Origin of the sequence: Curtobacterium sp. PhB191, assembly GCF_004346515.1 — a bacterium.
GTDB lineage: Bacteria > Actinomycetota > Actinomycetes > Actinomycetales > Microbacteriaceae > Curtobacterium.
In genome coordinates, this window is record NZ_SMBV01000002.1 from 476258 (window position 1) to 489655 (window position 13398).

General features: G+C 70.5%; 13 protein-coding genes. 6 read left to right on the forward strand and 7 right to left on the reverse strand.

Features of this window, described 5'->3' with window-relative positions; genetic code table 11:
* Positions 1-111: 111 nt before the first annotated feature.
* Positions 112-1002 (reverse strand): aminodeoxychorismate lyase, encoded by an 891-nt coding sequence (locus EDF48_RS05395; protein ID WP_131878585.1) that lies wholly within the window; start codon positions 1000-1002, stop codon positions 112-114.
* A gap of 63 nt (positions 1003-1065) precedes the next feature.
* Positions 1066-1416 carry a tryptophan synthase subunit alpha gene (locus tag EDF48_RS05400; protein WP_123294181.1) on the reverse strand — a complete coding sequence of 117 codons (351 nt, stop codon included), beginning with the start codon at positions 1414-1416 and terminating at the stop codon, positions 1066-1068.
* Between the two features lie 64 nt (positions 1417-1480).
* Here EDF48_RS05400 and EDF48_RS05405 point away from each other — a divergent pair, with 64 nt between their 5' ends.
* Positions 1481-1999: an 8-oxo-dGTP diphosphatase gene (locus EDF48_RS05405; protein WP_165932319.1), complete on the forward strand. Its 519-nt coding sequence runs from the start codon at positions 1481-1483 to the stop codon at positions 1997-1999.
* 22 nt (positions 2000-2021) lie between these two features.
* Here the strand turns inward: EDF48_RS05405 and EDF48_RS05410 are convergent, their stop codons facing one another.
* The 3 genes from EDF48_RS05410 to EDF48_RS05420 form a co-directional block, all read right to left on the reverse strand.
* On the reverse strand, positions 2022-2309 hold the full coding sequence (locus EDF48_RS05410; protein ID WP_111084562.1) for a hypothetical protein: 288 nt from the start codon (positions 2307-2309) through the stop codon (positions 2022-2024).
* 230 nt (positions 2310-2539) lie between these two features.
* On the reverse strand, positions 2540-4096 hold the full coding sequence (locus EDF48_RS05415) for an ABC transporter permease (RefSeq protein WP_131878589.1): 1557 nt from the start codon (positions 4094-4096) through the stop codon (positions 2540-2542).
* 51 nt (positions 4097-4147) lie between these two features.
* Positions 4148-5836 (reverse strand): sodium:proton antiporter, encoded by a 1689-nt coding sequence (locus EDF48_RS05420; RefSeq protein ID WP_131878592.1) that lies wholly within the window; start codon positions 5834-5836, stop codon positions 4148-4150.
* A gap of 117 nt (positions 5837-5953) precedes the next feature.
* On the opposite strand from EDF48_RS05420, the gene EDF48_RS05425 reads away from it, so the two are divergent.
* The 3 genes from EDF48_RS05425 to EDF48_RS05435 all read left to right on the forward strand — a co-directional run bounded on the left by EDF48_RS05425 (position 5954) and on the right by EDF48_RS05435 (position 9367).
* Complete coding sequence (locus EDF48_RS05425; protein ID WP_123293937.1) at positions 5954-7210, forward strand: inorganic phosphate transporter; 1257 nt, start codon at positions 5954-5956, stop codon at positions 7208-7210.
* A gap of 55 nt (positions 7211-7265) precedes the next feature.
* On the forward strand, positions 7266-7562 hold the full coding sequence (locus EDF48_RS05430; protein ID WP_123293936.1) for a hypothetical protein: 297 nt from the start codon (positions 7266-7268) through the stop codon (positions 7560-7562).
* Between the two features lie 314 nt (positions 7563-7876).
* Complete coding sequence (locus tag EDF48_RS05435; protein ID WP_131878594.1) at positions 7877-9367, forward strand: aspartate ammonia-lyase; 1491 nt, start codon at positions 7877-7879, stop codon at positions 9365-9367.
* 48 nt (positions 9368-9415) lie between these two features.
* Here EDF48_RS05435 and EDF48_RS05440 read toward each other — a convergent pair whose 3' ends face one another.
* Positions 9416-10501 (reverse strand): YihY/virulence factor BrkB family protein, encoded by a 1086-nt coding sequence (locus EDF48_RS05440; protein WP_131878596.1) that lies wholly within the window; start codon positions 10499-10501, stop codon positions 9416-9418.
* A 237-nt stretch (positions 10502-10738) separates the two neighbouring features.
* The gene (locus EDF48_RS05445) at positions 10739-12058 is read right to left on the reverse strand and encodes an MFS transporter (protein WP_131878598.1); all 1320 of its coding nucleotides are present in this window, start codon (positions 12056-12058) and stop codon (positions 10739-10741) included.
* 69 nt (positions 12059-12127) lie between these two features.
* Here EDF48_RS05445 and EDF48_RS05450 point away from each other — a divergent pair, with 69 nt between their 5' ends.
* Positions 12128-12499, forward strand: coding sequence for an FKBP-type peptidyl-prolyl cis-trans isomerase (locus tag EDF48_RS05450; protein ID WP_123293932.1), 372 nt, complete (start codon positions 12128-12130; stop codon positions 12497-12499).
* The gene (locus EDF48_RS05455; protein ID WP_131878600.1) at positions 12499-13335 is read left to right on the forward strand and encodes an aldo/keto reductase; all 837 of its coding nucleotides are present in this window, start codon (positions 12499-12501) and stop codon (positions 13333-13335) included. Before EDF48_RS05450 ends, EDF48_RS05455 begins: the two co-directional genes overlap by 1 nt.
* Positions 13336-13398: the final 63 nt, after the last annotated feature.

The window sequence follows — 13398 nt, forward strand, 5'->3', positions numbered from 1 at the left end:
CGGGGGAGAGCCGGGAGGCCCGGATCGCGACGTGCCCGCACGTCGCGATCCGGGCCTCCCGTCCGTGGCGCCGGGGGTGCTGGGTGGTGACGGCCGGCGGACCCGGCCGGCTCAGACCTCGCGCGCCAGCAGGAACTCGTTGATGCGGTCCGTCAGGTCCGCGTCGACCGCACGGGCGTCGCCGTTCACGGAGCGGATCGGCGCCGCCTGGCGGACGCTCGACACGAGCCAGAGTGCGTCGGCGGCCTGCAGGTCGGCGAGCGTGACGAGTTCGTAGGCGGTCTCGATGCCCTCCTGCTCGGCGAAGCGGAAGACGTCGGCCTGCGTGGTGCCGGCCAGGATCCCGATGTCGGTGCGCGGCGTGACGAGCCGGTCGCCGACCTTCAGGATCAGGTTCGCGCGGGTGCCCTCGAGCACGTAGCCGTCGCTCGACACGAACAGGGCGTCGTCGGCACCGCGCCGGGCGGCCTCGCGCAGGGCGGCCATGTTGACCGCGTACGACAGGGTCTTCGCGCCCTGCAGCAGCCACGGCGAGGTGCGCTCCACGTCGTGTCGGTAGCCGCGGTCCAGCACGACGACGGAGATGCCCTCGGTGCGCGCGGCGGTCGAGTCGACGGACGGTGCGGCGTAGACCCAGCCGGTGGGTCGGTCGGTGCCCTCGACGCCACGGGTCAGGACGGTCTTCGCGAAGGCCTCGCGGACCGGGTCGAGCCGGGCACAGACGGCTTCGATCGCCTGCCGCCAGGCGTCGGGGTCCGGCGCGGGCAGGTCGAGCATCGCGGCGGAGCGGCCGAACCGGTCGAGGTGCGCCTCGAGGGCCTGCGGACGACCGTCGACCACCGTGATCGTCTCGAACACGCCGTCGCCCCGGGTGACGCCGAGGTCCTGCACCTGCAGGTGCTCCTCGAGCGGCTTCGCCCAGGTGAAGGCATCCGCTGCGGGGTCGTGCGGCGCGGCGTCGCGGGAGGGCTGGTTGAGGATCGCGAGCACGGTTTCGGTCATGCGCCCATCCAACCGCACGCGCGTCCGCGCACGTTGTGCGTGGGCGCGCTTCGGGCGTGGGCGTCAGCTCGCGTCGGGCAGGGCGCCCATGAGTTTCCACACCGCCTGGGTGAGCTCGGGGTGCTGCAGTGCGATCCGGCGCAACCGGTGGTACTCCTCGCCGAGGACGGTGCCCTGACCGGACGCGGGGTGCATCGACCACTGGGCGTGCCGCTTGCCGATCGCGGCGTCGAGGTCGACCGCGTCGGCCCGGAGGATGAGCACGACCTGCTCGTCCACCGTGGGGAGCGTCGGCATGAACTCCCACGGGTCCTCGCCCTGGCGGCTCCGGTGCTCGACGAGCATCGAGATCTCCTCGGCAGCCTCGGCGCGCAGCACTTCGAGGCTGCGCCCGGTCCTGCGGGGCTCAGCCATGGTGCCCCCGCAGCACGCCTGCCATGGGAAGAGCGTACGACACATCTTCGGCCAGACTGGACGGGTGACCCCGCGCGACGAGAGCAAGTCCCAACACCCCCGAGTGGTCGTCGTCTACCTGCTGCGCGACGGCGCGAGCGGGCCCGAGGTCCTGCTCGGGGAGAAGCGCCGCGGCCTCGGCACCGGCCGGCTGGTCGGCCCGGGCGGCAAGCGGGAGCCCGGTGAGACGGCGGTCGAGACCGCCGTGCGCGAGGTGCGCGAAGAGGTCGGCCTGCGTCTCGAGACGGTCGACCTGGAGGCCCGTGGCACGTTGGACTACCGGTTCCCGTACCGGCCGTCCTGGTCCCAGGTCTCGGACGTCTTCGTGTGCCGCCGCTGGCAGGGCAGCCCGTCGGGCTCCGACGAGCTCGAGCCGCGGTGGATCCCGGTCGCCGACGTCCCCTACGAGGCGATGTGGGACGACGCGAAGTACTGGCTGCCGGGGGTGCTCCGCGGGGGGTCGGTGCGCGCACGCTTCACGTTCGCCGACGACGACGCGACGGTCGCGGGCTTCACCGGGACGGGTGTCGAGACCCCCGCGTAGAGCGGGTCAGCGGGTCAGCGGGTCAGCGGGTCTGCTGGGTGCGGGTGCTGCCGGTGCGTGCTTCCTCGGCGGCGGCGATGACCTCGGCGTCCCCGCTGCGACCGCCGAGGGGCCGGACGAAGAAGTCGATGATCCCGAACACGATCGCGCCGACCATGGCGAACATCGCCCAGCCGACGAAGAGCCCGGCGGTGTTCCGGCCGTCGGCGGGTGCGAGCACGATGCTCGCGACGTAGAAGCCGACCGTCAGCACGAGGAGCACGACGACGACGGTGACGAGGACGCGGTGCCAGGTGATGCGGGGGTTCATGCCTCCCAGGATACGCGCCGCCGACGCCTCACCGGTCCGCGTGCCGGCACGGACGATGCACGTGCATCATGCGACAGAGCACGCGTCGATCGACTGGTGCATCGTCGGAACATGCGCACGCAGTCGATGCATGTGCATCATGCGACAGAGCACGCGTCGATCGACTGGTGCATCGTCGGAACATGCGCACGCAGTCGGTCTGCGCGAGCGGCGCGATCGTCAGGAACGAGCTACCGGTCCGCGTGCCGGCCGTGCGGGGGCTCGTCCCCGGCGTCGACTCGGGCCGACGTGTCGGACCGAGCCGGCGCCCTGGAGCCCTCGGTGCGCGGGACGGGACGCGTGCGCGGTCCGGTCCCCGCGCCTCCCGGCCGCTGCACGGGGATGCGGCCGGTGGGGGTGGTCTCGGTCTCGAGGCCGTCGCGTCCGCCGGTGAAGACGTCACCGCCGACGCGGGCGTCCTCCCAGTCGTCGTCGCTCAGGACGCTGAGGGTGCCCGTCTCGGTGGACTCGAGGCCGTGGCGCTCGAGCTCGGCGTCGCGTTCCTTGCCGAGGAACTCACGGTTCGCGGTGTTGGCGTCCTGGAACATCGTCGTCCGCCCCGTGACGATGGCGCGGATGCGTCGGCGCTCCCACCACTTCTTGCCGAAGTACATGAGCACGAGGCCGACCGCGGCGTAGCAGCCCATCGTGATCAGGCCACGGGCCGGGCCGGGGCCGACGCCGTAGATCTGGTGCTTGATCATGTCGACCATGCTCGACCCGACGACGACGTTGTTGAGCCAGGCGAACGGCTCCGGCATGAACCACTTCGGGTACGCCCCACCGGACGACGGCATCGACAGGAAGACGAAGCAGATCATGGCGGGGGCGGCGATGAACCGGCCGACGAAGTAGCTCAGCCCGTTGACGGCGAGACCGATCGCGACGATCCACCCCCACGCGATGAGCACGAGCTGTATCCAGTGGCCGTGGATGGCGCCGACGACCGGACCGGCGAGGGTGTTCGTGATGAGGGAGATGACGAGGCCGCCGACGACGATGACGGTCATGCGGGTGCGATGCCGGAGCGGGCCGCCCATGATCCCGATGAACATCGCGACCATGTAGCCGCCGATGCACCAGGCGAGCATGACGTACATCGGGACGGTGCCGTACTCGTCCCACGCGGGCAGGGGAGCGAGCTCGGTGATCTTCGGGGTCGCGACCCCGATCCCGGTCAGGACCGCGGTCAGCGTCGCCGGTACGAGGCTCGCGACCTGGAACTGGTGGGCGCTCGCCTTGAAGAACTCGTTCGTCGCGGGGTCGTACGCGACCGCCATCGAGCCGGCGATGACGTCACGCTTCGCCGCGGCCAGGGAGTCGTAGGTGTGGAACACGAACTCGCCCGGCAAGGCCTTCTGCACCGCAGCGACGAGTGTCGGGTCGCTGCCGACCAGCGCGATCGGGACGTCGTGCGGGTGCGGTGCGTGGAACGCGAAGACGTAGCAGAGGCAGAAGCCGACGATGAAGAACAGCGGCATCCAGAGCTGCAGGCCGATGAGCTGGAGCGAGGGGTGCAACGTCGAGTACCAGCGGCGGTACGCACCGTGCTGCTGCGGTGCCGGCACGGGTGCCTGTCGGCGCGGAGCCGGTCGGGTGGAACCGGCGACCTTCGCGCCGCGACGGGGCTTGGTCCCGCGGGCCGAGGGCCGGGTGCTGCGGGGCTTCGGCGCCGACGTCGGCCGGGACCCTCCGGGACGGTCCGGGGTGTCGTCGTTCCTGTTGACGTCGTTCCGCGGCGTGCTCACTCGGCGCTGTGCTCCTGTTCTCGGACGGAGCGCCAGGATACGCCGAGGCCCTCAGGAGCGGCTGCGTGACGCCTGCGCCGAGTCCATCGCGAGTTCTTCGGCGTCGAGGGTCACGAGCACGCGGCGCATGACCTCTTCGTCGAGGTTGCCCTTCTCGCGCTCCTCGAGCACGATCTCGCGTCGTCGGTCGAGCAGCTCGCGCCGGATGTCCTGGATCTGCGAGCCACGCAGGCGCATCGGGGCGTTGCGCTCCTCGACCTCTTCTTCCAGGGCGTCCTGCCGGAACGTCTCGACCTGCCGCTCGAGCCGTGCCTTCAGCCGGTTCACCACGGAGTCGACGGCGACGGCGCCGTACTGCTTCGACCAGTCCGGCCGTCGCTTCTCGAGCAGCTCGATGGCGGCCTCGGTCGTGCGCTGGTTCAGCCGCATCTCGCTCCGGACGTCCTCTTCGCCCTCGGCCGGGTCCTGCACCTTGAGTGCACGGATGACGAAGGGCAGGGTCAGGCCCTGCAGCAGCAGGGTGCCGACGGTCACGAAGAACGCGATGATGAAGATCGTGTCCTGTGCGGGGATCTGCGTCGGGCTCGCGACCACGGACACCGCGGCGGCGAGGGTCACCACGCCGCGCATGCCGGTCCACGAGATGACGGTGAGCTCGCGCCAGTTGAGCTTCGGCTCGGCCGTCCCGCGCATCCACCGCAGTGACGGGTGGCCCCGGGAGAGCTTGATGCGCAGCGGACGGAGCCATCGCCCGTTGAAGCGGTTGCGCACGTACGACTCGAAGATGAAGAGGGGCCGCACCAGGATCACGACGCCGAGCACCACGGCCGCGGCGGTGAGTGTCTGGCCGAGACTCCGTTCGCTCTCGACCAGGTCCTGCACCACGGTGTTGAGCTGCAGGCCGATCAGGGCGAAGACGAAGCCCTCGAGGATGACGTCGATGCTGGTCCACAGCGGGCGCTCCTGCAGGCGGGTGGCGTAGCCCTCCTTCGGCGAGTTGTAGCCGATGTACAGGCCGGCCGTGACGACCGCGATGACGCCGGAGCCGGAGAGGTCCTCGGCCAGGATGTACGCGACGAAGGGCAGCAGGATGCTCATGATCGTCTCGACCACGGGGTCGTTGAGCCGCATCCGGATCCAGTGCACGACGACGCCGAGCACGATGCCGACGGCCAGGCCGACGCCGATCGCCAGGCCGAAGATGCCGAGGTCCTGCCAGATGGTGAGCGACGTCCCCGCGATGATCAGGGTGAACACGCGCACCAGGGTCAGGGACGCGGCGTCGTTGATCAGGCTCTCGCCGGACAGCACCGTCATCACCCGGCGGGGGAGCCCGAGCTTGCGACCGATCGCGGCGGCGGACACCGCGTCCGGCGGGGCGACGATCGCACCGAGCAGGATCGCCGCGGGCAGGGTCATGTCCGGGATCAGGAAGTACGCCACCGCGCCGACCACGAGTGCCGTCACGATGACCAGGAAGATGCCGAGACGCCGGATCTGCTTGATCGACGTCCGGAAGCTCTGCCACGACACGTCGAGCGCCGCCGAGTAGAGCAGCGGCGGCAGGATCACCGTCAGGATCACCTCGGAGTCGATCTCCATCGCGGGGAGTCCCGGCAGGAACGACGCTGCGAGCGCGACCGCCGTCACGAGCAGGGGAGCGGGGAGTCCCTTCGCCCGTGCGAACCCGGTCACCGCGAGCGATCCGACCAACAGGATGAGGAGCTCGACGGTGTCCATGGGACTCATTCTCGCATCGGCATGGTTCCGAATCTGAACGAGTCTGAAGCTCCGGTGAACAGCAGGTTGCCGATCAGGTTTGCTCCGGAGGCCGTCGATGGGGAACACTGGCCCGCGGTGGACATCACACTCATAGTCGTCCTGGTCATCGCGTTGGCCCTCTTCTTCGACTTCACAAACGGTTTTCACGACACCGCCAACGCGATGGCGACTCCGATCGCGACCGGGGCCATGAAGCCCAAGGTCGCGGTCACGGTCGCCGCGGTGCTCAACCTCGTCGGTGCGTTCCTCAGCACCGCGGTGGCGACCTCGATCTCGCACGGCCTCATCAACGAGGGCCCGGGCGGCGTCGCGATCTCACCGGAGATGATCTTCGCGGGGCTCATCGGAGCGGTCGTGTGGAACATGATCACGTGGCTCCGCGGGCTGCCCTCGTCGTCGTCGCACGCGCTGTTCGGCGGACTGATCGGAGCCGCGATCGTCGGCGCCGGGTTCCAGTCCGTCAACTACGTCGCGCTGCTGACGGTCGTCATCATCCCGGCCTTCGCGTCCCCGGTGATCGCGTCGCTCGTGTCGTTCCTGTCGACGCGCATCGCGTACCGGATCACGAAGCGCCCGGTCTTCCCGAACGAGCGCGGCGGCTTCCGTGTCGGGCAGATCTTCACCTCGTCGATGGTGTCGCTCGCCCACGGCACGAACGACGCCCAGAAGACGATGGGTGTCATCACGCTGACGCTGATCGCCTCGGGGGCGCAGTCGTCGAACCAGGGCGTGCAGTTCTGGGTCGTCGTCGCCTGTGCCCTGGCGATCGCGCTCGGCACCTACACGGGCGGGTGGCGCATCATCCGCACGCTCGGGTCCGGTATCACCGAGATCCGGGCCACCCAGGGCTTCGCCGCCGAGGCCTCGACCGCCGCGACGATCCTGGCGTCCAGCCACCTCGGCTTCGCGCTCTCGACCACGCAGGTGTCCTCCGGCTCGATCATCGGCGCCGGGCTCGGCCGCCGCGGCTCGAAGATCCAGTGGTCCACCGCCGGCAAGATCGTCATCGCCTGGTTCATCACGCTGCCCGCCGCCGCAGCCGTGGGCGCGGTGGCTTCGGGCATCGCACGTCTGGGCGTCATCGGCCTCGTGATCGACGCCATCGTCGGCGCCGCCGTGATCCTCGGCCTGTACCTGTGGTCGCTCCGGAAGCCGCACGAGGGTGCCTCGGCCATCGAGGTCGACGTCGCCGCGAACGCCGTGTACACCCGCAAGGAACTGCGCGACCTGCAGCGCAAGAAGCGCGCGGACGCCGTTGCCGACCGCCGCGCAGCGCTGAGCCGCGAGCGCACACTCCGCCGCATGGCCGCACGCAAGGGAGGCCGTCGCTGATGGGTATCGCGCTTGACGGACGCCGTTTCGCATTCCTCACGGTGGGAGATCGCTGATGGGTATCGACTGGTTCGCGTTCGTCACCGTGGCGCTGGTCGCCGTGGTCTCGTCGTGCTTCGTCGTCGCCGTGTACTCCGTCGGTCTCCGGTTCTGGAGCGCCGCGGACACCCGCGCGGGCAAGTTCACCGTGAAGGACGACGGCACGATCGGCCCGGCGACCGCCGGGTTCCCGAACCCCGCCGGAGCGACGACCGCGGTGCGTGCCTTCCGTGCGCTCGCGATCCTCTGCTACGCGGTCTGCGGCGCCGTCGTGCTGTACGGCATCTACCTCATCGTCCCCCAGTTCCACTGACGCGGGGCGCGCGCGACGCGCGTTTCGTGAGCAGGAATGGTCGAGTGTGTTCCGGCGACCCGACCATTCCTGCTCACGATCCACGGGCACGGGATCGCTCGCGTCCACCGGACGGGAGGCCCGTGGCGGCCTCGCACCGCGCCTCCCGTCCGGCTGGGTGTGGGCGGCGCTGACGCGACGCGCGCTTCGTGAGCAGAAATGGTCGGGTGCGTTCCGGCGACCCGACCATTCCTGCTCACCATGTGCGCGCCCCCGCCCGGCACACCCCGAGCTCGCTCCCGGACCGGCCGGACGGACTGGGCTAGCCTCGACGTGTGACCGGCAACGAAGCAGCACAGGCCCCCACCGGGGCGCAGACCCGTACCGAGAGCGACTCGCTGGGGTCGCGCGAGGTCCCGATCGACGCGTACTGGGGCATCAACACCCTGCGGGCCCTGGAGAACTTCCCGATCACGTCGGTGCCGATCTCGGTGTACCCGGACCTCATCGAGGCGCTCGCCACCGTCAAGCAGGCGGCAGCGCGGGCGAACCGGGCGATCGGTGTCCTCGACGACGAGCGTGCCGACGCCATCGACCGTGCTGCGCAGGAGGTGCGGGACGGCGCCCTGCGTGAGCAGTTCGTCGTCGACATCGTGCAGGGCGGTGCCGGTACGAGCACGAACATGAACACGAACGAGGTCCTGGCGAACCGGGCCCTCGAGCTCCTCGGCCACGAGCGGGGCGACTACGGGTACCTGCACCCGATCGACCACGTGAACCGCAGCCAGTCGACGAACGACACGTACCCGACGAGCATCAAGATCGCGATGATCTTCTCCGCCCGGCGGCTCATCGAGCAGCTCGAGCAGCTCTCCGCGGCGTTCGCCGAGCGGGGGAACGCCTTCGCCGACGTGCTCAAGGTCGGCCGCACGCAGCTGCAGGACGCCGTGCCGATGACCCTCGGGCAGGAGTTCACCGGCTTCTCGCACACGATCCAGGAGGACGCCGACCTGCTCCGCAAGGTCCTGCCGCTGCTGGCCGAGATGAACCTCGGTGCGACGGCGATCGGCACCGGGATCACCGCGGACCCGCTCTACCGCGACGAGGTCCGCCGGCAGCTGCAGGACGCCAGCGGCATCGACGTCGTGACGGCACCGGACCTGATCGAGGCGACGAGTGACGCCGGCGCCTTCATGACGCTGTCCGGCACGGTGAAGCGCAGTGCCGCGAAGCTCTCGAAGATCTGCAACGACCTGCGGCTGCTCGCGTCGGGGCCGCAGGCGGGACTCGGCGAGATCACCCTGCCGGCGCGCCAGGCAGGCTCGTCGATCATGCCGGGCAAGGTGAACCCGGTGATCCCCGAGGTCGTGAACCAGATCGCGTTCGCCGTGGTCGGCGCTGACACCACCGTGACGATGGCGGCCGAGGGCGGTCAGCTCCAGCTCAACGCGTTCGAGCCGATCATCGCGCACTCGATCCTGCAGTCGCTGCAGTGGATGTCACGGGGCTGTGCGACGTTGCGCGAGCACTGCGTGACGGGCATCGAGGCGAACGAGGCGAAGCTCGCGGCGCAGGTCGACACGAACGTCGGGGTGGTCACGGCCCTGACGCCGTACATCGGTTACGCGGCTGCGGCGTCGATCGCGCACACGGCGCTGACGACCTCGACGCCGATCTCGACGCTCGTCGTGGCCGCCGGCCTGATGGACGAGGACCAGGTGCAGCGCGTGCTGAGCCCGGCGCGGCTGTCCGGCATCGAGCTCGCGACCGGTGCGATCCCGGTGGTCACCGAGGAGATGCTGGACCAAGCGGCGCGCGAGCGCTGACGCGCAACCAGCGCAACCAGCGCAACCAGCGCGACCAGCGCGACCACCTCAGGGCATCGGCGCCTCGCCGACGCGTACCTGCTGGGCCACGTCGCGCAGGTGTTCCTGCGCCGGGGTCGGCTCGGCGTCCTCGTCGGCGGCGACCTGGGCCGCGGTGGTCCGGACGTTCCGCGCCGCGGCGATGTCGGCGTCGCGCCAGCGGGCGAGGGTGAAGTTGCGCGTGACGTCGCGCAGCGGCAACCGGATCGACTCGTCGGCCTCGATGCCGGCCAGGAGCTGCCGCATCCGGATCACCTCGGAGTCGAGCTCACCGCCGACCACGAGCACGAAGTTCGAGATGTACAGGTAGACGAGCAGCAGGATCCCGCCGCCGAGCCACCCGTACGCACGGTTGCCGCCGCCGATCGTCTCGACGTAGACGGCGAAGCCGAGGGTCGCGAGCGCCCAGGTGACGATGGCGAACGCGGCACCGGCGGACACCCAGCGCAGCTGCGGCGTCTTCACGTTCGGGGTCGCGTAGTACAGGACCGCGACCATCACGACCAGGTCGGCTGCGAGCACGGGCCACTTCACGACGTTCCACACGTCGTCGATCCACGGCGCCCAGCCGAACGACGCGACGATCGCCGCCGAGATCGTCGGGGTGCCGAGCAGGATCACGATCGCGATCGCCCCGCCCGCCATCACGAGCAGGGTCACGAGGAGCATCATGCTGCGGAACTTCCAGATCCGCCGACCCTCCTCGACCTCGTACGAGGTGTTCATCGCCCGCCCGAACGCCGTCGCGTACCCGGACAGCGACCACAGCGTCAGCACGACGCCGGTCGCGAAGCCGAGCCACGGGTTGTCGAGGGTCAGCAGCTGGCGCAGCGGGGTCTCGAGGTGCTGCGCCGTCTCCGGGCGCAGGATGAACCCGAGCACACCGATGATGTCGGCCAGGCTGTCGCCCTTGCGGTCGACGATCGACAGTGCGGAGACCACGGTCAGCGCGGTGGGGAACACGGTCAGCAGCGCGAAGAACGTCAGCGACGCTGCCGCGTCGACGACGCGGTGCCGGATGACCGAGTGGTAGGTGCGCCGGACGACGGCGCGGACTCCCGTCCGCTGGAGATCGCGCGATGCGCTGTCCGGCATGCGTTGTACGGTACCCGACACGTGACGTCACGCCGTGCCGTGGTCGCGCCGCGGTGCGGACGGGAGGCCCGTGGCGGGCCCGCCCCGCGCCTCCCGTCCGCCCGTGGTCGCGTCGACCCCGTCAGAGCGACACGATCCCGCCACGGTCTGCCGTCCGTCTCGCGAGAGCGACAGACGCCCGCGGAAGGTTCGCGGAGATCTGTCGCTTTCGCGGGAGGGCCTGCGGCCGCTCGCCCGTCAGTTGGCGTGGGGGTGCAGGGCGTCGTAGCGGCGGAAGGAAGGGACGAGGCGGAGGAGCAGCGCGACGAGCGCCACGATGAGCACGCCGCCGATGATCGGCGGGTACGCGATGCCGGCCGCGACGACCAGGCCGGCGTACAGGTCACCGAGCCGCGGACCGCCGGTGACCACGACGATGAAGATGCCCTGCAGCCGGCCGCGCATGCCGTCCGGCGACGCCGCCTGCAGGATCGTGTTCCGGAACACCGAGCTGACGTTGTCCGCACCGCCGGCCGCCGCCAGGAACAGCGCCGCCAACCCGAGCGCGGGCAGGATCCCGACGGAGAACGACTCGCCCGAGCGTCCGCCGAGCACGTGCGCGAGCGCGATGACGACGCCGAACGCCGCGATCGCGCCGCCGTACGCGGTGATGGCCCAGCCGACCGCCTCGCCCTGGCGGCGCACGTGCCCGAGCGGCCCGGAGAAGACGCTCGACAGCAGTGCGCCGATCGCGTAGGCGGCCGTGAGGGTGCCGACGGTGATCGATCCGCCGCCGATCACGAGCGCCCCGATCGCGGGGAACAGGACGCGGGGCTGGCCGAACGTCATCGCGACGATGTCGAGCACGAACGTCATGGTGATGTTGCGCGACCTCCGCAGGAACCGCGCGCCCTCGACCAGGGAGCTCAGGCCCGGGCGGAGGGCACCGTGGTCGGCCGCCATCCGCGGCAGCGTGAACACTCCGAGGAACGCGAAGGTGAACAGGACGACGTCGATCGTGTAGGTCGGCGCGAACCCGACGCTCGCGATCAGGACGCCGGCGACGGCCGGTCCGACGGTGACCTGGAACCCCGAGGCGATCCCGCCCAGGGCGCTCGCCGCGGGCAGCAGGTCGGTGCCGACGAGTCGCGGGACGATCGCCGAACGCGAGGCATTGCTCACGGTCGCGGCGACGGCGTTCACGGTCGCCAGGACGTAGAGCAGTGGGACGCTGTGCAGCCCGAGCCACGAGTGGGTGGCGATGAGGGCGACCGCGACCCAGGCGATGATCGACGACACGAGTGCGACGGTGCGCCGGTCGAAGGCGTCGGCGAGCATGCCGCCGTACAGGCCGGCGACCACCATCGGCAGCAGGGCGATGACCCCCACGAGCGCCACGGCGAAGGTGGAGTGCGTGATCTCGTACACCTCGAGCCCGACCGCCACCGTGGTCATCTGCGTGCCGATGCCGGCGATCGCGGTGCCCGCCCAGAGCCGGGCGAAGGCGGGGGATCGGCGGAGCGGGGTGAGGTCGGCGAGCAGGCGGCGGCGCGGCGGTGCGGGAGTGGGTCGTGTCACGGTGGAACCATTCTGCGGCCTGGGTGGCCGTTGCGTCTGCCGTTGCCGCGCTCTGGTTGACTGGATCGCATGACTGACCTCAACAGCAAGCCCGAGTTCGACGCGCCCGAGGGCCCGGCCCCCACCGATCTCGTCATCACCGACATCGTCGAGGGCTCCGGCGAGGAAGCGTCCGCCGGCTCGACCGTCAAGGTGCACTACGCCGGCGTCGAGTACGAGACCGGCGAGGAGTTCGACAGCTCGTGGAACCGCGGTGAGCCCATCGACTTCCCGCTCGCAGCGCTCGTGCGCGGCTGGCAGGAGGGCATCCCCGGCATGAAGGTCGGCGGTCGCCGCAAGCTCGTCGTCCCGCCGGAGCTCGCCTACGGTCCCGCCGGTGGCGGCCACTTCCTGTCCGGCAAGACCCTGATCTTCGTGATCGACCTGCTCGGGGTGCGCTGATGCAGGTCGGTGCCCCGACCATCGAGCTGAACGACGGCCACCGGTTCCCGGAGCTCGGCCTCGGCACCTACGGCCTGAACGGCGACGAGGGTGCGGCCGCGGTCGGCACCGCGATCGCCAGCGGCTACCGGCTGCTCGACACCGCACTGAACTACGGCAACGAGGACGCCGTCGGCCGTGCCGTCCGCGAGTCCGAGGTGGCACGCGAGGACCTCGTCGTCACGTCGAAGCTCCCCGGCCGCCACCACGGCTACGACGAGGCGCACCGCTCGATCGACGAGACCCTGGGCAACCTCGGGCTCGACCACGTCGACCTGTACCTGATCCACTGGCCGAACCCGTCGGTGGACAAGTTCGTCGACACCTGGAAGGCGTTCGTCGACCTGCGCGACAGCGGCAAGGTCCGCTCGATCGGTGTCTCGAACTTCACTCCGGAGCACCTGCGCCGCATCATCGACGCGACCGGTGTCGCCCCGGCCGTGAACCAGGTCGAGCTGCACCCGTACTTCCCGCAGGCAGAACTGCGGAAGGTGCACCAGGAGCTCGGCATCGTGACCGAGAGTTGGAGCCCGCTCGCCGTGCGGTCGGAGCTCCTCACCGAGCAGCCGATCACCGACGCCGCAGCGGCCCACGGCGTGACCCCCGGCCAGGTCGTGCTGCGGTGGCACGTCCAGCTCGGTGCCGTGCCGGTGCCGAAGTCGGCCGACGCCACCCGGCAGCGCGAGAACCTCGACGTGTTCGGCTTCGAGCTGACCGACGCCGAGGTGCAGGCCATCTCCGGCCTCGAGCGCGGCCGGCTGTGGGACGCGGACCCGGACACGCACGAAGAGATGTGACCAGCCGGTCCTGATCGGCACGACCCTTCGGGAACTGCGGGCCTCCAGCGGGCAGTACACTGG